The organism is Macromonas bipunctata, from assembly GCF_002837135.1.
Taxonomy (GTDB): domain Bacteria; phylum Pseudomonadota; class Gammaproteobacteria; order Burkholderiales; family Burkholderiaceae_C; genus Macromonas_A; species Macromonas_A bipunctata.
In genome coordinates this window covers 61,623-83,711 of record NZ_NWBQ01000016.1, presented here as the reverse complement: position 1 = coordinate 83,711, position 22,089 = coordinate 61,623, and the positions used below count along the sequence as shown (strand labels likewise).

General features: G+C 64.1%; 19 protein-coding genes and 1 pseudogene. 5 read left to right on the top strand and 15 right to left on the bottom strand.

What is annotated here, in order from left to right:
- The first annotated feature begins 11 nt into the window (after nt 1-11).
- Nucleotides 12-1,256 carry a GGDEF domain-containing protein gene (locus CON76_RS02705; RefSeq protein WP_101101828.1) on the top strand — a complete coding sequence of 415 codons (1,245 nt, stop codon included), beginning with the start codon at nt 12-14 and terminating at the stop codon, nt 1,254-1,256.
- Here the strand turns inward: CON76_RS02705 and pmbA are convergent.
- Complete coding sequence (gene pmbA, locus CON76_RS02700; protein WP_101101827.1) at nt 1,225-2,655, bottom strand: metalloprotease PmbA; 1,431 nt, start codon at nt 2,653-2,655, stop codon at nt 1,225-1,227. The genes CON76_RS02705 and pmbA overlap by 32 nt on opposite strands.
- Before the next feature lie 22 nt (nt 2,656-2,677).
- Between pmbA and yjgA the strand changes: the two genes are divergently transcribed.
- Nucleotides 2,678-3,349, top strand: coding sequence for a ribosome biogenesis factor YjgA (gene yjgA, locus CON76_RS02695; protein ID WP_101101826.1), 672 nt, complete (start codon nt 2,678-2,680; stop codon nt 3,347-3,349).
- Nucleotides 3,350-3,358: 9 nt separating this feature from the next.
- On the opposite strand, the gene CON76_RS02690 is transcribed toward yjgA, so the two are convergent.
- Nucleotides 3,359-4,270 (bottom strand): SDR family oxidoreductase, encoded by a 912-nt coding sequence (locus CON76_RS02690; protein WP_101101825.1) that lies wholly within the window; start codon nt 4,268-4,270, stop codon nt 3,359-3,361.
- 39 nt (nt 4,271-4,309) lie between these two features.
- Between CON76_RS02690 and CON76_RS02685 the strand changes: the two are divergent.
- Together CON76_RS02685 and CON76_RS02680 are read left to right on the top strand one after the other, a co-directional pair.
- Nucleotides 4,310-5,340 (top strand): annotated as a pseudogene (locus tag CON76_RS02685) (CDP-6-deoxy-delta-3,4-glucoseen reductase).
- Nucleotides 5,341-5,370: 30 nt separating this feature from the next.
- A complete protein-coding gene (locus CON76_RS02680; RefSeq protein WP_101101824.1) occupies nt 5,371-6,639 on the top strand; it encodes a BaiN/RdsA family NAD(P)/FAD-dependent oxidoreductase in 1,269 nt (422 codons plus the stop codon).
- Here the strand turns inward: CON76_RS02680 and CON76_RS02675 are convergent.
- The 9 genes from CON76_RS02675 to CON76_RS02635 all read right to left on the bottom strand — a co-directional run bounded on the left by CON76_RS02675 (nt 6,627) and on the right by CON76_RS02635 (nt 18,093).
- Nucleotides 6,627-8,222, bottom strand: coding sequence for a polyphosphate:AMP phosphotransferase (locus CON76_RS02675; protein WP_101101839.1), 1,596 nt, complete (start codon nt 8,220-8,222; stop codon nt 6,627-6,629). The genes CON76_RS02680 and CON76_RS02675 overlap by 13 nt on opposite strands.
- 26 nt (nt 8,223-8,248) lie before the next feature.
- A complete protein-coding gene (locus CON76_RS02670; RefSeq protein ID WP_101101823.1) occupies nt 8,249-8,590 on the bottom strand; it encodes an integration host factor subunit alpha in 342 nt (113 codons plus the stop codon).
- Between the two features lie 4 nt (nt 8,591-8,594).
- Complete coding sequence (gene pheT / locus CON76_RS02665) at nt 8,595-11,018, bottom strand: phenylalanine--tRNA ligase subunit beta (protein ID WP_101101822.1); 2,424 nt, start codon at nt 11,016-11,018, stop codon at nt 8,595-8,597.
- Between the two features lie 32 nt (nt 11,019-11,050).
- Complete coding sequence (gene pheS / locus CON76_RS02660) at nt 11,051-12,109, bottom strand: phenylalanine--tRNA ligase subunit alpha (protein WP_101101821.1); 1,059 nt, start codon at nt 12,107-12,109, stop codon at nt 11,051-11,053.
- Nucleotides 12,110-12,235: 126 nt separating this feature from the next.
- Nucleotides 12,236-12,595: a 50S ribosomal protein L20 gene (rplT, locus tag CON76_RS02655; RefSeq protein WP_101101820.1), complete on the bottom strand. Its 360-nt coding sequence runs from the start codon at nt 12,593-12,595 to the stop codon at nt 12,236-12,238.
- A gap of 24 nt (nt 12,596-12,619) precedes the next feature.
- Nucleotides 12,620-12,823, bottom strand: coding sequence for a 50S ribosomal protein L35 (gene rpmI / locus CON76_RS02650; protein ID WP_101101819.1), 204 nt, complete (start codon nt 12,821-12,823; stop codon nt 12,620-12,622).
- A gap of 208 nt (nt 12,824-13,031) precedes the next feature.
- The gene (infC, locus tag CON76_RS02645) at nt 13,032-13,640 is read right to left on the bottom strand and encodes a translation initiation factor IF-3 (protein WP_101101817.1); all 609 of its coding nucleotides are present in this window, start codon (nt 13,638-13,640) and stop codon (nt 13,032-13,034) included.
- A gap of 103 nt (nt 13,641-13,743) precedes the next feature.
- A complete protein-coding gene (thrS, locus tag CON76_RS02640) occupies nt 13,744-15,651 on the bottom strand; it encodes a threonine--tRNA ligase (RefSeq protein ID WP_101101815.1) in 1,908 nt (635 codons plus the stop codon).
- 198 nt (nt 15,652-15,849) lie between these two features.
- Nucleotides 15,850-18,093, bottom strand: coding sequence for an FAD-dependent oxidoreductase (locus CON76_RS02635; RefSeq protein WP_240592730.1), 2,244 nt, complete (start codon nt 18,091-18,093; stop codon nt 15,850-15,852).
- A gap of 84 nt (nt 18,094-18,177) precedes the next feature.
- Here CON76_RS02635 and kynB point away from each other — a divergent pair, with 84 nt between their 5' ends.
- A complete protein-coding gene (kynB, locus tag CON76_RS02630) occupies nt 18,178-18,846 on the top strand; it encodes an arylformamidase (protein WP_101101812.1) in 669 nt (222 codons plus the stop codon).
- Here kynB and CON76_RS02625 read toward each other — a convergent pair.
- The 4 genes from CON76_RS02625 to aceA form a co-directional block, all read right to left on the bottom strand.
- A complete protein-coding gene (locus CON76_RS02625; RefSeq protein WP_101101810.1) occupies nt 18,835-19,266 on the bottom strand; it encodes a hotdog fold thioesterase in 432 nt (143 codons plus the stop codon). The genes kynB and CON76_RS02625 overlap by 12 nt on opposite strands.
- Nucleotides 19,263-19,658 (bottom strand): hypothetical protein, encoded by a 396-nt coding sequence (locus CON76_RS02620; RefSeq protein WP_101101808.1) that lies wholly within the window; start codon nt 19,656-19,658, stop codon nt 19,263-19,265. Before CON76_RS02620 ends, CON76_RS02625 begins: the two co-directional genes overlap by 4 nt.
- Nucleotides 19,659-19,764: 106 nt before the next feature.
- On the bottom strand, nt 19,765-20,499 hold the full coding sequence (locus CON76_RS02615; protein WP_101101806.1) for an ABC transporter substrate-binding protein: 735 nt from the start codon (nt 20,497-20,499) through the stop codon (nt 19,765-19,767).
- Between the two features lie 114 nt (nt 20,500-20,613).
- A complete protein-coding gene (gene aceA / locus CON76_RS02610) occupies nt 20,614-21,933 on the bottom strand; it encodes an isocitrate lyase (RefSeq protein ID WP_101101804.1) in 1,320 nt (439 codons plus the stop codon).
- Nucleotides 21,934-22,089 lie beyond the last annotated feature (156 nt).

Below are 22,089 nucleotides of genomic sequence, written 5' to 3'. Positions count from 1 at the left end.
AGGTACACACCATGCGCTTTCTGCGTAGCATCCATGTGGCGGTTGTGGTGTTGCTGCTCACCATCGCGGTGAGCTTCTACGTCGATGGCCGCAACGACCAGATCCACCGCCAGCACCTGGAGGTCAGCACCCGGCTGGAGCGCATGCTGCGCCTCAACCACCAGCTCACCGACATGCTCACCATTGCCGTGCTGGAACAGAACCCGCTGCGCGCCAGCACCTACAACACGGTCAACAACGAGCTCAACCAGACCATCCTGGAGGTGAGCCAGCTGACGCGCTCGCTGGCCCTGAGCCAGGAGATCGTCGCGCTCAACGCCGACCAGAGCGAGCTGCGGCAACTGGAGCAGCGGGCCATCGCCTGGATGCAGGCCGACGCCTGGGCGCCAGCGCGCGCGCTGCTGTTCGACGACGATTACCTGATGGCGCGCAAGATCTACGAGATCGACACCGAGACGGCGGTGGGCGCGCTCAGCCAGGAGCTGAGCGAGGTGGCGCGCCAGTTCGAGCGCTGGCGCCACATCATGCTGGTGCTGCGCCTGGGCGCGCTGGGGCTGCTGCTGTGGGTGGGTGGCGCCTATTCGCGCCGCCTGCAGCAGGAACTGGACGAACAGGTGCGCCTGCGCGGCGAGATCACGCAAGCCAACCAGGGGCTGGAAGCCAAGGTGGCCAAGCGCACCGCCGAGCTGCAGGCCGCCAACCAGCAGCTGGAGGTGCTGAGCAACACCGACGGCCTGACCGGCCTGTCCAACCGGCACCGGTTCGACCAGGTGTGGGCGCAGGAATGGCAGCGCGCGGTGCGCCAAGGCCTGCCGCTGGCCGTGGTCATGATCGACGTGGACCATTTCAAGCTCTACAACGACCAGTTTGGCCACCCGGCGGGCGACGAGTGCCTGCGCCGCGTGGCCGCCGTGCTGGCCCACAGCGTGCGCCGCGCCGGCGAGCTGGCCGCGCGCTACAGCGGCGAGGAATTCGTGGTGGTGCTGCCCGGCCTGGACGCCAACGGCGCGCTGCAGGAGGCCGAGCGCATCCGCACCGAAGTGAGCGCGCTGGGCATCCCGCACACGGGCTCCAGCGCGGGGGCGGTGGTCACGGTGTCGCTGGGCGTGGCGTCGCGCGTGCCGCAGCGCGAGGAAGGCCTGTACCTGCTGCTGCAGGAGGCCGACGACGCCCTGTACCAAGCCAAGCACGGCGGTCGCAACCGCGTGGGCCTGGCCAGTGGCATCAGCTCCCCGCCACCTTCATCCGCTCGATGAGGATGGAGCCGACGTTCTTGGCGCCGTAGCCGTACACGTCGGCGCCAATGGCCACGATGGCCTGCAACATGTCTTTGAGGTTGCCCGCGATGGTGATTTCCTCCACCGGGTGCACGATCTGGCCGTTTTCGACCCAGTAGCCCGCCGCACCACGCGAATAATCGCCAGTGACGTAGTTCACACCCTGCCCCATCAATTCGGTGACAAACAGGCCGGTGCCCAGCTTGCGCAACATCGCGTCCAGATCGTCCTGCGGCTGGGTCAAGCGGCTGGTGAGGAACAAGTTGTGCGAACCCCCTGCGTTGCCGGTGGTGCACATGCCCAACTTGCGCGCCGAGTAAGTGCTTAAGAAGTAGCCGTTGACCACCCCCGCCGTCACCACTTGGCGCGCAGCGGTGCGCACACCCTCATCGTCAAACGGTGAACTGCCTTTGCCCCCCAGAATGTGCGGGTCTTCCAGCACGTCCACGTGCTCGGGAAATACCTGCTGGCCCAGGCAATCGGCCAGAAAGGTGGTTTTGCGGTACAGCGCACCGCCACTGACGGCTTGCACAAAGCCCCCCAGCAGCCCAGCGGCCAACGGCGCTTCAAACAGCACCGGGCATTCGGTGGTGGCAATCTTGCGCCCGTTCAGGCGCGCCAAGGCACGCTCGGCGGCATAACGGCCCACGGCCTCGGGGCTGGCCAGATCGTGGGGCGCACGCATGGAGCTGAACCAGTGATCGCGCTGCATCTTGGCCCCCTTGCCCGCAATCGGGGCCACCGACAGGCTGTGGCGCGAACTGGCGTAGCCGCCCCGGAAGATGCCGGGCCGACCGCGTTCGCCGCCACGCATGTGCTCGCTGAAAAAATGCGACTGCTGCGCCGACACGCCCGCGCCTTCGCTGTTGGTGATCTGCTTGCTGGTGGCAAAGGCGGCCGCCTCGCAACGCAGCGCCAGCCGCACAGCCTCTTCAGCGTTGATGGCCCAAGGGTGGAACAAGTCCAAGTCGGGGTATTCGTTGGCCACATCCTGTTCATCGGGCAGCCCGGCCACCGGATCTTCGGCGGTGAAGCGGGCAATATCGTAGGCGGCTTGCACCGTTTGCCGGATGGCGGCGGGCGAAAAGTCCGACGTGGAGGCGTTGCCCCGGCGCTGGCCCAGGTACACGGTCACGCCCAGCGACTTGTCGCGGTTGCGCTCCACGTTTTCCAGCTCGCCCTTGCGCACCGACACACTCAGGCCCGCGCCTTCCGAGACCTCGACCCCGGCATCGCTGGCCCCCAAGTGGCGGGCGTGCGTCAGGGCCACATCGGACAATTCTTCAAACTGGGCACGGCTGAACTGGAAACCAGCCGCTGGGGCAGAGGCAACTGGCGGCGTATGTTTTTTGGAGGTAGAGGCAAGCGTCTTTTTCATGGCAAGGGCTATGATACTTGGCATGTCACGCAAACCCACCAAAGGCTACTTTGTCAAAGGCCATTTCGTTGCTTACGGCAGCGAACTCGATCTGGAACTCAAACGCGAACTCAAAGGCGATACCGAGACCAGCAAAACCGACCTCAAGCGCCACAGCGAGCACTTGCAGCACCTGGGCGAACAGCTGCTGACGCTGCGCAAAGGATTGCTCAACAAACTGCAACTGTCCGATCAACTGCTGGACGCACTGACCGAGGCCAAGCGCATCACCAACTTTGAAGGCAAGCGCCGCCAGATGCAGTACATCGGCAAGCTGATGCGCAAGCTCGATGCCGACACCGTGGCCGCGATTGAAGCCGCGCTCGACGTGCAGCACCAAGGCAGCGCCAAAGACACGCTGCGCCTGCACCAGGCCGAACAATGGCGCGACCGCCTGATCGCCGACGACAACGCCTTGACCGACTGGCTGGCACAAGCCCCCAACACCGATGTGCAGCACCTGCGCACGCTGGTGCGCCAAGCGCGCAAAGACGCAAACGCCACGCCCACCCCGCCCGAAAGTGCCGGGGCAGCCCCACGCCACGGCAAAAACTACCGTGAAATCTTCCAAATCGTGCGCACCCACCTGGACGCGGTGGCGCAAGCCGAACAAGACGCGGAAGACGGCCTGACGGACGACACGCAGGACGACTGAACTGAACAGTCAGCGCAAGCCCTGCACCACCGTGGGGTAGCGCAGGCGCAAACCAAGCTCACGCTTGAGGCGGGTGTTGCGCAAGCGACGCGATTCACCCATGAAGCTCAGCACCATCGGCGACAGTTGTGCCGCGGCCTCGGCCCGCGTCACGCGTGGCGGACGCGGTAGGCGGTACAGGTCGGCGGCCAGATCCATGTAATCGCCCATGCGCAGCTCGGTGTCGTCGCAGACGTTGAACACACGCTGCACCGGCGCACGCCACAACGCACGCACGCAGGCGCGGGCCAGGTCGTCGGCATGGATGTGGTTGGTGAATACGTCGTCCTCGGCATGCAACACCGGGCTGCCACGCAACAGGCGCTCGCGCGGCGTGCCGCCTTCGCGGTCGGGAGCGTAGATGCCCGGAATGCGCAACACCGCCACCGGCACCCCCGTACGGCGGCCCCAATGCCGCAACGTGTTTTCGGCGGCGACGCGGCGGTGGGCGCGGGCGGTCTGGGGCTGCACGGGGCGGGTTTCATCGATCCAGGCCCCCGCACAGTCGCCATACACACCGCTGGTGGAACCGTACACCAGCGCCAGCGGCTTGCGCCCGCGTGCCAACACGCGCACCAGCGTGCGGGTGCGCGGGTCGTCGCGGCGGGTGGCATCGGCGGGGCCACTGGGTGGCGGAGCCAAGTGCAACACACGCTGCGCCAACCCGGCCAAGCGGCGCACACTGGCGGGTTGGTCCAGATTGCCCAGCAGCGGCACCGCCCCAGCGGCACGCAACACTGGCACCCGCTGTGGCGATGAGGTCAATGCCAGCACCCGTACCCCGTTCAAACGCGGCAGCACCCGCGTGCCCACATCACCACACCCCACCACCAGCACCCGTGGCCGCCGAAACCGCGCGGGCAAAGCCCCTGTCACCGCCATAATCCATCCTTTGTTGTTCACTGTTCAAACCCGCCTAGTATGACGTTTCAGATCACCGTTCAGCCCAGTGGCCGCAGCTTTGTGGCCAACGCCGATGAAACCCTGCTCACCGCTGGCATCCGCCAAGGCATCGGCCTGCCCTATGGCTGCAAAGACGGCGCATGCGGCTCTTGCAAGTGCAAGAAACTCTCAGGCCAGGTCACGCACAGCGCCTACCAGCCCAAAGCCCTCAGCGACGACGAACTGGCCGCCGGTTACGTGCTGACCTGCTGTGCCAGCGCCAACAGCGACGTGGTGCTGGAATCGCGCCAAGTGACGGACGAAAGCGCCTACCCCATCAAAAAACTGCCGGTGCGCGTGAGTGCGCTGGAGCGCGCTTCCGCCGACGTGATGGTCGTCACGCTGCAACTGCCCGCCAACGACACCTTCAAATATCACGCAGGCCAGTACGTCGAATTCCTGCTGCGCGACGGCAGCCGCCGCAGTTACTCGATGGCCAGTGCGCCGCACCTGCAAGCCGACAAACCGATGATGGAGCTGCACATCCGGCACATGCCGGGGGGCAAGTTCACCGACCACGTATTTGGCGGCATGAAAGAAAAAGAAATCCTGCGCATCGAAGGCCCCTACGGCAGCTTCTTCCTGCGCGAGGATTCCGACAAGCCCATCGTGCTGCTGGCCTCTGGCACAGGCTTTGCGCCCATCAAAGCGATACTGCAACACATGCAGCACCAGGGCATCACACGCCCAGTCACGCTGTACTGGGGGGCCGCCGCCCGGCGGACTTGTACCAAAGCGCCTGGCTGCAAGCCCAATGCGCTGCCATGCCCCACCTGCGGTATGTGCCAGTGGTGTCGGACGCACAACCCGAAGACCAGTGGACAGGCCGCACCGGCTTCGTCCACCAAGCCGTGCTGCAAGACACGCCCGACCTGTCGGGCCACCAGGTGTACGCCTGCGGTGCGCCGGTGGTGGTGGCCTCGGCCCAGCGCGACTACATTGCCGCCGGCTTGCCCGAAGAAGAATTCTTTGCCGACGCGTTCACCTCCGAACTCGACAAGGTGGCCTGAGCCCCGCAGGCACCGGCATACACTCGGGCCATGTCTTATTTTGATGTGACCATTGTGGGGGCCGGTGCGGCAGGCCTGTTCTGTGCCGGGGTGGCGGGCCAGCTGGGGCTGCGCGTGCTGCTGATCGACCATGCGCCCAAAGTGGCGGAAAAAATCCGCATCTCCGGCGGCGGGCGCTGCAACTTCACCAACCGCGACCTCGACCCGCGTGCCCCGCACAAGCACTTCCTGAGCCAGAACCCGCACTTTTGCCGCTCGGCCCTGTCGCGCTACACCCCGGCGGACTTCATGACGCTGCTGCAACGCCACGGCGTGCCGTTTCACGAAAAGCACAAAGGCCAACTGTTTTGCGACCGCTCGGCGCAAGACCTCATCGACGTGCTGCTGCGCGAATGCGAAGCCGGTGGCGTGCAACGCTGGCAGCCGTGCGCGGTGCAGTCCGTGGCCTACCACGAGGCAGCCAGCGATAACCCAGCCCGCTACACCCTGCACACCGACCGGGGCGTTGTCACCTGCCGTTCGCTGGTGGTGGCCACAGGTGGGTTGTCCATCCCTAAAATTGGTGCCACCGATTTCGGCTTCAAGCTGGCACGCCAGTTTGGCCTGAAAGTGGTGGAGCCTCGCCCCGCCTTGGTGCCGCTCACGTTCGACGGCAACGCCTGGGCACCGTTTGCCGATCTGGCGGGTCTGGCGATGCCGGTCGCCATCAGCACCGGCGAGAAAAAACAGCGCACCACCTTCCACGAAGACCTGCTGTTCACGCACCGGGGCCTGAGCGGCCCTGCCGTGCTGCAAATATCGAGCTACTGGCAGCCGGGCCAGCCGCTGCACATCGACCTGCACCCCGACGCTGCGTTGGAGCCCCGGCTGCAAGAGGCCAAAGCGCGCTCGCGCAAGCTGCTGCCCAACGAACTGGCGCACCTGCTGCCCAACCGGCTGGCCCACACCTGGACGCAAGCCCAACCCGCGTGGCAACGTCCCATCAACGAAACCCCCGACAAAGCCCTGACCCAGCTGGCCGACAGCCTGCACCGCTGGGCCCTCACCCCCACCGGCACCGAGGGCTACGCCAAAGCCGAAGTCACCGTGGGCGGGGTGGACACGCAGCAACTCTCGTCCCAGACGCTGGAAGCCAAGACCCAGCCTGGCCTGCACTTCATTGGCGAGGTGGTGGACGTGACCGGCTGGCTGGGCGGCTACAACTTTCAGTGGGCCTGGGCCAGCGGCTACGCCTGCGCGCACGCCCTGGCAGCCAATGCCACCACAGCGCCCGCAGCGGCGCCGCTTCAGCCCACCTGATCCAGCGCTTCTTCCAGACGCTGGCACAGCGTCTTGAGCACCTGAATGCGCACAAACAGCTTGTCGTCGCTGGCCACCACGTGCCACGGCGCCGGGCCGGTGGAGGTGCGGTCGATCATGTCGCACACCGCGCTCTCGTACAGCGGCCACTTCTGGCGGTTGCGCCAATCCTCGTCGGTGATCTTGAACACCTTGTGCGGCGTGTTCTGGCGTTCCTCGAAGCGGCGCAACTGCTCCTCGGGCGTGATAGCGAGCCAGAACTTGACCAGCACCACACCGGACTCGACCAGCTGCTCCTCGTACTCGTTGATCTCGCTGTAGGCGCGCATCCAGTCGGCCTCGGTGCAGAACTGCTCCACCCGCTCCACCAGCACGCGGCCATACCACGATCGATCAAACACCGAAGCGCGGCCATAGCGCGGAATGTAGCGCCAGAAGCGCCACAGGTAGGGCTGGGCGCGTTCGTTCTCGTTGGGCGCGGCCACCGGCACCACGCGGTAAAAGCGTGCGTCCAGCGCCTGCGTGATGCGCCGTATGGTGCTGCCCTTGCCCGCCGCGTCCATGCCTTCGAACACCACCACCAGCGAACGTTTTTGCATGCGCGGGTCGCGGCTCAACGCATTTAAGCGACCCTGCAACGCCTCCAGCTTGCGCTCGTAGTCGTCGCGCTCCAAGATACGGGTGTAATCTTGGGCGCTGAGCAAGCTGCGCCCATCAATCGGCTGCGACAATGGCAACGCCAGCAGGCCAGCCTCTTCTTCTGGCACTGGAGCGGCGCGTTTTTTGCGTGCGGGCACAGGTGCCTCGGTCGGCGTGGCCTCTGGCACGTGGAATGGCGCAGGCAAGGCCGCCAACGGCGGCTGAGGTGCTTGGCCAGTGTGCGCTTGCAACACATGCAGCAAATGGCGACCTGCGGTCAAATAACGGTAGGCCGGGTCGGTGCCCTCGATCACCACCCACGGCGCCTGCCCGATGCTGGTTTTGCGCAGCGCCTCATCGCTGACCTTGATGAAGGTTTTGTAATTTTTGAGGTTGTCCCATTCCTGCGGCCTCACGCGCCAGGCGGTCTTGGGGTCGGAGGCCAGCGCCTTGAGCCGCGCCTTGGCCGCCGACTTGGACAAGTGGAACCACAGCTTGACCAGCACCACACCTTCGGCCACCAGCATGCGTTCAAACTGGCGGATGCGCTCCAGCCGTCGTGCAAAACGGTCTTGCTTGTCCTCACCGTGTACGCGCGCTTCAATTGGGTCGGAATACCACGAACCAAACAAAATGCCGATGTGGCCTTTGGGCGGCAACACCTGCCAGAAACGGTACAGCTCGGGATGCTGCAAGGTCTCGGTACGCGGCAACGGGCCAAAAGCCTCGGTGCGGATGTGGCGCGGATCCATCCACTCGTTGAGGATGTTGATGGTCTCGCCCTTGCCCGCCCCGTCCACGCCGTTGACCAGAATCACGACCGCCGTCTTGGCCTCGTCGCGCAGGCGGTACTGCGCATCCAGCAAGGCCTTGCGCAGCCGGGGCACCTCCTGCTTGAAGGTTTTCTTGTCGATGCAATGGCCAATTTCTGCCGATTCAAACATGGTGGGCACCTCCAGCGCGTGGGTTGTCAGTCCATTGTGCCACCCAGATGGGCCTGCACCCGCTCCTTGAGCAGCGCGCTGGCGTGAAAAGTGACCACCTGGCGCGCCGCCACCAGCGCCGCCTCGCCCGTGCGCGGGTTGCGGCCCGGGCGCGCCGCCTTCTGGCGCAGGTGGAACTGGCCAAAACCTGCGAGCTTGACTTCCTCGCCCTGCGCCAGTGCATCGCGCAGCAGCTCGAAGAAGGCGTCCACCACCTCCTTGGCCACCGGCTTGCCCAGCGCCATCTGCTCACACAGCGCTTCAACCAGCTCGGCCTTGGTCAGGGCAGGCAGGGCGCCGACACCTGGGATCGACGCAGCGGCGGGCATGGCCTCAACCCCGCAAGCGGGCCTGGACCCGCTGCTGCAACGACGCCAGCACCGCCTGCACCACGCCGTCGATGTCCTCGTCGGTCAGGGTGGCATCGGCGCGTTCCAGCGTCAGGCGCACGGCAAGGCTCTTCTCGTCGGCAGACAGGCCCGGCGCTTCCGCGCCCTTCTTGGGGCGGTACACGTCGAACAGCACCGCGCCCTGGAGCCAGCCTTGGCTGGGTGCGGCGTGGATGGCGGCCATCAGCTCCGCGTGCGTGATGCGCTCCTGCACCACCACCGCAATGTCGCGTTCCACCGGCTGGTGGCGCGGCACAGGCTGCGCCACGGGCACATCGCGCGCCAACACCGCAGGCAATTCCAACTCGAACATCACCGGCGCTTGCTGCCAGCCCTCGGCCTGCCGCCAACGCGGGTGCAACTCACCGACAAAACCCACCGGCTGACCATCGATCAACACACGCGCACAACGGCCCGGGTGCATGGCCGGGTGCTCGGCGGCCTCAAACGTCGGCACACGCGGGGTCAGCAAGGCTTCCACATCGCCCTTGACTTCAAAGAAATCGACCGGCTGCGCGGGCAATCCCCATTGCTGCGGTACCGCATCGCCCCAAGCCAGACCCGCCACGCGCAGGGGTTGGTCAAACCCGGCCACGGTGGTCACGCTGTCGGGCACAGTCGCGTCCTTGCGGAACACGCGCCCGATCTCGAACACGCGCACACGCGCGGCCTTGCGGTCGGTGTTGAACTTGAGCACGTGCAGCAAACTTCCCAACAGCGACGAGCGCATCACGCTCAGGTGGCTGGCAATGGGGTTCAACAGCTTGATGGGGTTGGCGTTGCCCGCGTAATCGCGCTCCCAACGCTCTTCCACAAAACTGAAGTTGATGGTTTCCTGGTACCCCAACTGCGCCAGTTGGCGGCGCACCGCAAACGGGCCACGGCGGTTTTCTGGGCGAATCTTGGCCGTCACCGGCGCTTGCGGTGGCGTATGCGGCAAATTCTCATAACCGATGACGCGCGCCACCTCTTCGATCAGGTCTTCCTCGATCTGCAAGTCAAAGCGGAACGACGGCGGCGTCACGGTCACGGTGCCCTCGCCTTCCACCACCGGCAGACTCAGGCTGCGCAGCGCGTCGGCGCATTGCTGTTGCGTCAACGCCATGCCTATCACCTTGTTGGCGCGGGCCACACGCAGCGTCACGGGTTGCGGCTGCGGTACGTTCACCAGCTGGTCTTGCACCGGGCCAGCTTCGCCACCGCAAATCTCCAGCACCAGTTGGGTGATGCGCTCGATGTGCTCCACCAACGGCTGCGGATCCACACCCCGCTCAAAGCGGTGCCCCGCGTCGGTGCTGAAGTTGAAGCGGCGCGAACGCCCCGCCACCGCCTTGGGCCACCAGAACGCGGCCTCAATGAACACATTGCGGGTGTCGTCGCCCACGGCGGTGGCATCGCCGCCCATGATGCCCGCCAAGGCTTCCACGCCCTGGTCGTCGGCCAGCACGCCCACGGTCTCGTCCACCGTCACGGTGTTGCCATTGAGCAGCTTGACCTGTTCACCCACACGGCCCCAGCGCACCTGTAAGCCGCCGTGGATTTTGTCCAAATCAAAAATGTGCGACGGACGGCCCAGCTCAAACATCACGTAGTTTGAAATGTCCACCAACGCCGACACACTGCGCTGGCCACAACGTGCCAACCTGTCCACCATCCACTGCGGCGTTTGGGCCTGCGGGTTGATGCCCTTGACCACGCGACCGGCAAAGCGGCCACACAAATCGGGGGCTTGCACCTGGACCGGCAACACCTGATCGTGCTGCACCGGCTGCGCCGCAAAGGTCGGCGTTTGCAACGGTGCGCCGGTCAAGGCCGCCACTTCGCGCGCAATCCCGAACACACTCAGGCAATGCGCCAAATTCGGTGTCAGTTTGAGCGTGAACAATTGGTCGTCCAGCTGCAAATAATCGCGGATGCTGGTGCCCACCGGTGCATCTTCAGGCAACTCCAGCAGGCCAGCGTTCTCGTTGGACAACTTGAGCTCACGCGCCGAACACAACATGCCGTAGCTTTCCACGCCGCGCAGCTTGCCCACCTTGATGGCAAACGGTTTGCCGTCGTCGCCGGGCGGCAATTCGGCCCCCACCAAAGCAGCGGGCACCTTGATGCCGACGCGCGCATTGGGCGCACCGCACACAATTTGCAGCGGCTCGCCTTGCCCCGCATCCACCTGACACACGCGCAGGCGGTCAGCGTTGGGGTGCTGTTCGGCGGCCACAATCGCGCCCACCACAATCTTGGCAAACGGCGGGGCCACCGGCACATATTCTTCGACTTCCAGACCGGCCATCGTCAACGCATCGGCCAATTGCTGGGTGTTCAGCGGCGGGTTGCAAAATTCTCGCAACCAGGACTCAGGAAATTGCATGACAAAACTCTCCAGTAACGGTGGCGCAACAATCAGCGGAATTGGCTCAGGAAACGGATGTCGCCGTCAAAGAACAGGCGCAAATCGTTCACACCATAGCGCAGCATGGTCAGGCGGTCCGGCCCCATGCCAAAGGCAAAGCCAATGTAGCGCTCGGGGTCGAGGCCCATGTTGCGCACCACGTTTGGGTGGACTTGGCCACAACCACCCACCTCCAGCCAGCGCCCGGCCAGCGGCCCGCTGGCAAACGCAATGTCGATTTCCGCGCTCGGCTCTGTGAACGGGAAGAAACTGGGGCGGAACCGCAACACCAAATCGTCCGATTCGAAAAAGGTGCGGCAAAAATCCGTGAACACGAACTTCAGATCCTTGAAGCTGATGTTCTCACCTATCCACAAGCCTTCGCACTGGTGGAACATCGGCGAATGGGTCGCATCGCTGTCCACGCGGTAGGTGCGGCCCGGCACAATCACGCGGATTTCGGGCATCTCGCCCGCAAACAGGCCTTCGCTGGCACCACGGTGGCGCTGCACATGCTGCACCGCATGGCGCACTTGCATCGGACTGGTGTGGGTACGCAGCAGGTTGGGCGCTTCAGGGCTGCCGCCTTCCACGTAAAACGTGTCGTGCATGGAGCGCGCCGGGTGGTCTTCGGGCGTGTTCAGGGCGGTAAAGTTGTACCAATCGCACTCGATTTCCGGGCCATCGGCCACCTCAAACCCCATCGAGCCAAAAATCGCCTCAATGCGCTCCAGCGTCAGGCTCACGGGGTGCAAACCGCCCACACCACGCTGGCGACCCGGCAACGTCACGTCCAACGCCTCGGCCTGCAACTGGCGCTGCAACTCGGCCTCGGCCAAGGCGGCGCGGCGCTCGTTCAAGGCCGCTTCAATGGCCTGCTTGGCCACGTTGACCGCTGCGCCACGGGTTTTCTTGTCTTCCACGCTCAGGGCGGCCATGCCCTTCATCAGTTCGGTCACACGACCGCTCTTGCCCAGAAACTGGGCTTTGGCGTTTTCCAGATCGGCGGGGGTGGCGGCTTGCGCAAACAACTCGCGCGCAGCACTGACCAGGGCATCAAGGTCGTTCATCTTGGCGGTCCAACGGGAGCCACAAGGGCTGGAATGCAAATAAGAATGCCAATGAAAAAGGCCAGAGCCTTGCAGCACTGGCCTTGTATGGCGGATGGAGGTCTGGTTACAACAACCAGGCGGCCATCAAGCGGCCAGCTTGGCCTTGACTTGTGCCACGATGGCGGCAAAAGCCGCTTCGTCGTGCACAGCCAGATCGGCCAGCATCTTGCGGTCGATCTGGATCGCAGCCTTCTTCAGGCCGTTGGCGAACTGGCTGTAGGTCAGGCCCAGGCCACGTGCAGCGGCGTTGATACGGGCGATCCACAGGCGGCGGAACACGCGCTTCTTGGCACGGCGGTCACGGTAGGCGTATTGGCCTGCCTTCATCACCGCCTGCTTGGCGATGCGGTAGACATTGCCACGGCGGCCACGGAAGCCCTTGGCGAGTTTCAGAACTTTTTTGTGACGGGCACGTGCGGTAACACCACGTTTGACGCGAGGCATAGTATTCTCCTGGTTCGTCGTTGATTAAATGCCCATGCCGGGCAGCATTTGCGCCATGTGACCCATGTTGGTCTCATGCACATTCACTGCACCACGCAGGTGGCGTTTGTTTTTGGTGGTCTTCTTGGTCAGAATGTGACGCTTGAAGGCTTGACCGCGCTTGACGGTACCACCCGGACGAACGCGAAAACGTTTCTTCGCACTGCTCTTGGTCTTCATCTTGGGCATGTCACTGCTCCTTATGATTTGTGCTCGTGAGGCGCTGCGAACCCCATCGCAGTCTTGTTGGCCCCGAGCCACTTGGGTAGCGCCTGGGTCAGGTTGACCCAAACGCTGCCGCCCACATGGGCGGCGCGGTGTGGCTGCGTACGTAACAACCACCCCAAAACAACGCACCCCGACCCAAACAGGCAGGGGTGCATTGAAGAAACCGAGATTATGCCGCAGCTGTGGGCTCTGCGCCAGCGTCGGCAACGGGTTTGTTGCCACCGCCACCGGTTTTCTTGCGGCCCGGTGCAATCATCATGATCATCTGGCGGCCTTCGAGCTTGGGGAACTGCTCCACCATGATCGAATCGGCCAGCTCGTCGCGGATGCGGTTGAGCAGCGCCAGCCCCAACTCTTGGTGGGTGATTTCGCGGCCACGGAAACGCAACGTGATTTTGCACTTGTCGCCATCTTCCAGAAAGCGGCGAATGTTGCGCATTTTGATGTTGTAGTCGCCATCATCGGTGCCAGGACGGAACTTGATTTCCTTGACTTCGATGACTTTTTGCTTGGACTTGGCTTCCGCCGCTTTTTTCTGCTCAGCGTATTTGAACTTGCCGTAGTCGATCAGGCGGCACACCGGCGGGCTGGCGTTGGCGGCAATTTCCACCAAATCCACGTCCAAGTCACCGGCCATGCGCAGGGCTTCTTGGATGCTGACAATGCCAATGGCTTCGCCTTCAGGGCCAGACAGGCGCACTTCGGGGGCCATGATTTCACGGTTCAAACGGTGAGCGCGCTCATCACGCTGACGGCGGTCACGAAAGTTGGTAGCGATGGTAGTTTCCTTTGGTCAAAATCAGCTGCAAGGCAGCGAAAACCGCCAGCCGAGCGCCTTGCGCGATTGCATGGCGACGGGCGGCGGTCAACACGCGAGGTGTTTAACGTCGAGCCTGCACGTCGGCCTGAATGCGTTGGACGAAGTCCTGCAGCGACATGACACCCAGGTCTTGGTTGCCCCGCGCGCGGACGGCAACAGCACCGGATGCTTTTTCCTTGTCGCCCACCACGAGGATGTAAGGCGGCTTTTGCAGCGATTGCTCACGTATTTTATACGTGATTTTTTCGTTGCGCAGATCCAGATGAACCCGCAGACCCTGGCGTTGCAGCGTTGCGACAATTTCGCGACAGTAGTCGGCCTGCGCGTCGGTGATGTTGAGCACCGACACCTGCACCGGGGCCAGCCACGTGGGCAAGGCACCGGCGTGCTGCTCGATCAAAATACCGATGAAACGCTCCAAGCTGCCCACGATAGCACGGTGCAGAATCACCGGGCGCTGGCGGCTGCCATCTTCGGCCACGTACTCCGCGTCCAGGCGTTCGCTGAGGTTGAAGTCCACCTGAATGGTGCCGCATTGCCATTCGCGGCCAATCGCATCTTTCAGGGTGTATTCGATCTTGGGGCCGTAGAACGCGCCATCGCCTTCAGAAATGACGAACTCGCAACCCGAATGGCGCAGGCTGTCCATCAGTGCCTGTTCGGCTTTGTCCCACAGCTCGTCGGAACCGATGCGCGCCGCCGGGCGGGTGGACACTTTGTACAAAATGTCGGAGAAACCAAAGTCGGCGTACACCTGCTTGAGCACCTTGGTGAAGGTGTCGCATTCGGCCAAAATTTGGTCTTCGGTGCAGAAGATGTGACCGTCGTCTTGCGTGAAACCGCGCACGCGCATGATGCCGTGCAGGCCGCCAGAGGGCTCGTTGCGGTGGCATTGGCCAAATTCACCGTAGCGCAGCGGCAGGTCGCGGTAGCTCTTGATGCCTTGCTTGAAGATCAGGATGTGGCCGGGGCAGTTCATCGGCTTCAAGGCGTAGTCGCGCTTTTCCGATTCGGTGACAAACATGTTGTCGCGGTACTTGTCCCAGTGGCCGGTCTTTTCCCACAGGGTCTTTTCCAGGATCTGCGGGCCCTTGACTTCCTGGTAACCGTTGTCGCGGTAGACACGGCGCATGTATTGCTCGACTTCCTGCCACACCGTCCAGCCCTTGGGGTGCCAGAACACCAGGCCGGGGGCATGTTCGTCCATGTGGAACAGGTCGAGTTCGCGGCCCAGCTTGCGGTGGTCGCGCTTTTCGGCCTCTTCCAGCCGGGTCAGGTACTGTTGCAGCTCGTCCTTGGTGGCCCAGGCGGTGCCATAGACACGTTGCAGCATTTCGTTGCGGTGGTCGCCACGCCAGTAGGCACCGGCCACTTTCATGAGCTTGAAGTGCTTGAGCTTGCCGGTGCTGGGCACGTGCGGGCCACGGCACAGGTCTTCAAAATCACCTTCGCGGTACAGGCTGACGTCCTCGTTGCTGGGGATGCTGGCAATCAGTTCGGCTTTGTAGTGCTCCCCCAGTGCTTTGAAGTAGGCCACGGCCTCGTCGCGTGGCAGCACACGGCGCACCACCGGCTCGTCCTTGTTGGCCAGTTCGGTCATTTTCTTTTCGATGGCCGTCAGGTCTTCGGGCGTGAACGGACGCTTGTACGAAAAGTCGTAGTAAAAGCCGTTGTCGATGACCGGGCCGATGGTGACTTGGGCTTCGGGGAACAGGGTCTTGACCGCATAGGCCAGCAAGTGGGCGGTGGAATGGCGGATCACATCCAAGCCATCGGCATCTTTGGCGGTGACGATGGCCAAAGCGGCATCCTGTTCCATCCGGTACGAGGTGTCCACCACCTTGCCATCGACCTTGCCCGCCAGCGCGGCCTTGGCCAGCCCAGCACCAATGGAGGCGGCCACTTCGGCCACCGTGACCGGGCCAGGGAATTGACGTTGCGAGCCGTCGGGGAGCGTGATGTTCAACATGAATAAAGTCCAGAAACGAAAAACGCGGCTCGGGGCCGCGCTGAAAAAACCAAACAGAAAGCAAAAACGGTGCAGGCGCGAACTGCCGCCCCCTCAATGGGGCGTGACCAACTCCTCGGTGGCCGTTCGCGGTGTCATAACCAGGTTGCCTTTCTCGCTCTTGTGTGGATGTGCAGTGGGCGGATTTTCCCACAAAACCTACAGGCCCAACGCCTTGCGCGCCATGTCGTAGCCCGAGCGGCCCAGCAGCGCGATGGTGCGCGCGGAAAAATCGTAGTCGCCCGAAGCGGGTTGTTCTTCGGCGTGCTCGCGCACGATGCGGGTGATGGTCATGGGGGCTTGTTCACTCATCATTTGGATGAAGCGCGGCTCGTGCCGCACGCGCGCAGCGGTCTCAGGGGGCAATTCTTTCATGACTTCCTGCACCAGCGTCTGGAAGTCGCGCACCATGTCGCGGCTGCGCACGTCGCTGCGGATGCGTTCGGAATAGACAATTTCATCGCGCCGGGCCATGACTTCGGCCAAGTTTTGCGGCAAAGCGGTGCGTTTGCCGGGGAACAGGTCGATGATAAAGACTTGTTTGCCCGCTGAGCCGCAGCGTTCCACCACGCGCTCCAGTGGCGAGTTGCTGACGATGCCACCGTCCCAGTAGTGGCGCCCGTGGATGGTGGTCCACGGAAACGACGGCGGCAGGCTGCCGCTGGCCAGGATGTGCTCGGGCGTGAGCTCGTCCACGTAGCTGTCGAACACCACCAGCTCGCTGGTTTCGATGTCCACCGCGCTGACCATGAGCCGGATCGGGCTGGTCTTGAGGCGCGCAAAGTCCACGTGCTTGAGCAGCAACTGGCGCGCGGCGTTGGTATCGTAGAAGCTGGTCCAGCGGTGGGGCCATTGCTCGGGGCTGTACGCGGGCATGAGCCAGCGCGGCTGGAAGAAGTTCTGCACCCCGTACAAGGCGATCTGGGCCGACACCATCCAGCGCCGCAGGTTGTCGTCGGGCCAGTCGGGGGTTTGCGTGGCCAGGTCGGCCCAGAACGCCTGCAGCGCCTGCGCCGGGCGCTCGGGGTGGGAGGCGATGACGGCACCGTTGAAGGCCCCGATCGACACCCCCGCCACCACATCCGGGCGGATGCCGGCCTCGTCCAGCGCCTGCACGGCACCGTACTCGAACGCCCCCAGCGCGCCGCCGCCCTGCAGGATGAAGATGGTCTGGGTCGGGATCTCGGTGAGCTGGAAGTCGGGGTCGTGCAGGCGGTGCTTGCTGCGCTTGAGGTTGACCTTGTGCTTGATGAGGTCTTCCATGGCGCGGGTTTCCTCCGACGGGCGGCCCAGCGCAAACAGGGCCATCGGCACATCGTCGCGCAAGTAGAACGACGCAAAGGAGCCCGACGCCAGCGAGCCCCGGTCGATGCGCTCGTAGGGCGGCTCGATCAGCCCCAGCAGGTTGAAGCTGAGGTTGAAGATGTGGCTGTAGAAGTAGCTGACCTCGTCGTACGGCAGGTGGCGGCCCAACATGTTGCGCGCAGCCAGGCGCCCTTGCTTGACGGCGTTGTCCCAGTGCTCGATGCGGCGGCGGCGGTTGAACACCGGGTCGAAGAAGTTGGCCACGTCGCCTGCCGCAAACACGTCGGGCTGGTTGGTTTGCAAGAAGCGGTCTACCACGATGCCGTCCTGCACCTCGATGCCGCTGCTGGCCAGGAAGTCGATCTTGGGCAGGGAACCGGCACCGATCACCACCATGTCGCACGCAATGGTGCGCCCGCCGTAGGCGCGCACGGCCTCCACGTGCTCGGTGCCCAGGAATTCGGCGGGTGCGTCGTCCACCAGCACCTCCACGCCCTGCTCTTGTAATCGCTGGCGGAAGAAGGCCGAAATGTCGGGCGTGTGCAGCTTGTGCAGCAGGTCCTGGCGCTCGATCACGGTCACGGCAATGCCGCGCTGGCACAGCGATGCCGCCACCTCCAGCCCGGTGAAGCTGCCGCCCACCACCACCGCGTGTTGCGTGCTCTGGGCGCTGCTGCGGATGGCCTCGTCGTCGGGCAAGGTGTGCAGGCAGTGGATGCGCGCCAGCCCCTCGCCGGGCAGGTTGAGGCGCCGGGGCGTGATGCCGGTGGCAATCAGCAGCTTGCCGTAGGCGATTTCGCCATGCGGCGCGGTGTGCAACAGCTTGCGCTGTGGCTCGATGGCCGTGACGCAGGTGCTCAGCCAAGTCTGCACCGCCAGTTCCTCGTACTTGTCCGCGCTGAGCACCAAGCTGGGCGGGGGCATGTGCTTGCTGGTCAAAAAGGCCTTGGACAGCGGCCCACGCTGGTAGGGCAGCTGGTTTTCTGCCGACAGCAGCACAATGCTGCCGGTGGCACCTTCGCTGCGCAAGGTTTCGACGGCGGTGGCCCCGGCCACGCCGCCACCAATCACGACAAAATCAAAATACTGTGCGGCCATGTCTGCTCCTGCCTCAATCTGGGTTGTGGGTTGGGTTCGCATGGTACGGCACCGCCGCTGTTCCATCCACATTGCCACACGTTCATGCACACCACCACACTGCCCGCCACGCCCCGCCTGTGGGACATCTCGCCCCCGGTCGATGCCAGCAGCCCGGTCTATCCGGGCGACAGCCCCTACCGCCAGCACTGGGACGCGCAGATCGGCCAGCGCGGCAGTGTGGTGAACGTGGGTTGCGTCAGCGCCAGCACGCACCTGGGCGCACACGCCGACGCCCCGCTGCATTACGCCTTGGACGGCGCGGCGGTGGGCGCCCTGGCGCTGGAGCCGTTCATCGGGCCGTGCCGGGTGGTACACGCCATCGGGGTGGGGCCGGTGGTGCAGTGGGCGCACGTTGCGGCTGCGCTGCAAGGTGGCGCAGGCCCACTGCCTCCGCGCGTGCTGGTGCGCACCTGCCAACGCATGCCGCAGCGGCATTGGGATAACGCCCTGGTGGCGCTCGCGCCGGAGCTGCTGCAGCGTCTGGCCGATGCCGGGGTGCGCCTGGTGGGCACCGACAGCGCCAGCCTCGATCCCGCCGACAGCACCGCGCTGCCCAGCCACCAAGTGGCCCGCCAGCGCGACCTGCGCGTGCTGGAGAACCTGTACCTGGACGACATACCCGCCGGCGATTACGAGCTGATCGCGCTGCCGCTCAAGTGGATGACGGCGGATGCCAGCCCGGTGCGCGCGGTGTTGCGATCATTGCGCTGAACGCGCCAGCACCGCCATCGTCACGCGCGAGACGCACACCAGCCGCCCCTGCTCGTCGCTGATGCGCACATCCCACACCTGGCTGGTGCGGCCCAGGTGCAAAGGCCGCGCCACGCCCGTGACCCAACCGCTGCGCACCGAGCGCACGTGGTTGGCGTTGATCTCCTGCCCCACGCACACAAAGCGCGTGCGGTCCACCACGTACAGCGCCGCCACCGAGGCCAGGGTCTCGGCAAACAGCACGGAGGCGCCACCGTGCAGAATGCCCGCCGGTTGCTGGGTGCGGGCATCAACCGGCATGCGGCCCTGCAAGCAATCGGCGCCCACTTCGGTCAATTCGATGCCCAGATGGCCATTGGCAAAACTGGCGCCGCGCTGGTTGGCCTCGGCCAAGTCCCAAGGTTGAAACCAGATGCTCATGCCGCCCCCACCAAGCGCTCGGGTTGCAGTTCGCGGATGCGCTGATCCTCGTAGTAGCCGCCGTATTCGGTGTAGCGCAAGAACGGCTTGCCGCACTGGCGGCAGGCCCACACCTGGCAGCGGTTGTACGGGTGCAGCGCCAAGTCCACCGGCGCCAGTGCCGACCACACATCCACCCCGGGCGCGCGGGTAGGCTCTTCCAGAGTGGGCTCGTCTTCGCCCGCCAGCCACAGTGCGCCGACGGGACGCAGAGCGGCGTCGCTGACGGTGCTGGGGAAGGATTCCCAGCCCGGGCTGGCGTAAGGCTGGCACTGCGCGCAACAGGCGTGGTGCCCGGCGCGGTGGGCCAAGTGTGCCACCTCGGCGGCGGTCAATTTGTGAAGCAGGCTCATGGGAACAAACAAGGCCGCTGAAACGGCCACAGAACGCAATGGCCACCATTCTGAACCAAAACCCCACCCAGCGCCGCTCTGCCCGCAGCCGGGCTGACCGGAATTTTCAGGCCGCGCCCGCCACCGACGCCCCGCTGATGCCGTGCCGCTGCAGGGCTTGCGCCACCCAGCCCGAGGCCTTGGCCTCCTCGACGAACGCCGCCACGTAGGCCGCAGCTTGCGTGCCCGCGGCCTTGGCGGTGCCCATCGCCTGCTGGATCACCATGAAGCGCCCGGGCAGCACGCGCAGGCCCGGCAGGCGTTGCGCGTCGGCCTCCAGCTGCTGCTTGACGCCGGCCGCCACCTCGCAGCCTTGCGCCAAGAACACCTCCACCACGGCAGGGGACGACGGCGCCCGCACGATGGTGGCGTGCTGCAAGGCGCGGCTCAGGAACAAATCGTAGGCGCTGCCCTGGCCGACCACAACGCGGTGGTTGAGCGCATCCACCTCGTCGTTGTGCTGCAGCGGCGAGGCATGGCGCACCATGTACGCGCCCTCGATCAGCAGGTAGGGTGCGGTAAAGGCGATGTCCTGCCCACGCGCCGGATCGACCGCAAAAAAGCCGATGTCGGCGCGGCCTTCGGTGACGGCCGCCACCGAATCGGCGGCTTTCTCGACCACCAACAACTCGGCAGGCACGCCCAAACGCTGCGCCAGCGCGGTGGCCAAATCGACCGATACCCCCACCGGCGCACCGCTGGACGCATCGCGCCCGGCCAAAATTGGGTTGCCCAAATTGATGACGGCACGCAAACGCCCCGTAGGGGCCAGCGCCTGCAACAACGGTGCCGTGGTGTCCATGTGACTGCTCCAAAAAACCAAAACCCAAAAAAAAGCAAAAGGCCATCCCCCAGGAGAGACGGCCTTCTGTATGTTCAACGCATCACACCGGTGCCCCGCAGGGCACCCGGGCGATCAATGGAACTGTTCTTCTTCGGTGGAACCGGTCAGGGCCTTGACGGAAGAGGAACCGCCCTGAATCACGGTGGTCACGTCGTCGAAGTAGCCGGTACCGACTTCTTGTTGGTGCGACACGAAGGTGTAGCCTTGTTCGCGGGCCGCGAATTCGGGCTCTTGCACCATTTCAACGTAGTGCTTCATGCCTTCGCCGCCGGCGTAGGCCTTGGCAAACTTGAAGGTGTTGTACCAGTTGACGTGGATACCGGCCAAAGTGATGAATTGGTACTTGTAACCCAGTGCCGACAGTTCTTCCTGGAAGGAAGCGATTTGGCTGTCGTTGAGGTTCTTCTTCCAGTTGAAGGAAGGCGAGCAGTTGTACGACAGCAGCTTGCCGGGGCAAGCGGCCAGCACGGCTTGGGCAAATTCGCGGGCAAAGCCGATGTCCGGCACGCCGGTTTCGCACCACACCAAGTCGGCGTACGGAGCGTAAGCCACGCCACGGCTGATGGATTGCTCCAGGCCGTTGCGGACGCGGAAGAAGCCTTCTTGGGTGCGCTCGCCAGTCAGGAACGGCTTGTCGTTCTCGTCGTAGTCGGAGGTGATCAGGTTGGCGGCTTCAGCGTCGGTGCGGGCCAGGATCAGGGTGGGCACGCCCATCACGTCGGCGGCAAAACGGGCGGAGATCAGCTTTTCGCAGGCTTCACGGGTCGGAACCAGCACCTTGCCACCCATGTGGCCGCACTTCTTGGCAGCGGCCAGTTGGTCTTCGAAGTGAACGCCAGCGGCACCGGAGGCGATCATGTTCTTCATCAGCTCGAAGGCGTTGAGCACACCACCGAAACCGGCTTCAGCATCGGCCACGATCGGCAGGAAGTAGTCGATGAAGCCTTCGTCGCCGGGGTTGATGCCACGGCTCCACTGGATTTCGTCAGCGCGCTTGAAAGTGTTGTTGATGCGGCGCACCATGGTCGGCACCGAGTCGTAGGCGTACAACGACTGGTCGGGGTACATGGTCTCGCTGGTGTTGCCGTCGGCGGCCACTTGCCAGCCCGACAGGTACACGGCTTCCAGGCCTGCCTTGGCTTGTTGCATGGCTTGACCGGCAGTGATAGCGCCAAAAGCGTTCACGTAGCCCTTCTTGGCACCACCGTTGACCTTGTCCCACAGCACCTTGGCACCACGTTGGGCCAGGGTGTACTCGGGTTGCAGGCTGCCACGCAGACGCACCACGTCGGCGGCGCTGTAACCACGCTTGACGCCCTTCCAGCGGGGGTTTTCGGCCCAGTCTTTTTCCAGGGCGGCAATTTGCTGTTCACGGGTCAGGTTTTGGGACATCAGAAACTCCTTGTTTCAATCACAGAAATCGGGGGTACCGGGTGGCTGGCTGCAGGTGCTGGCCACTGCGGTGTTGTTGGACTCTAGTTTAAGTCTTATAGAAGACTATTTACACATCTTATGTCTTATACAAGACTATTTATTTTATTTTTGAAA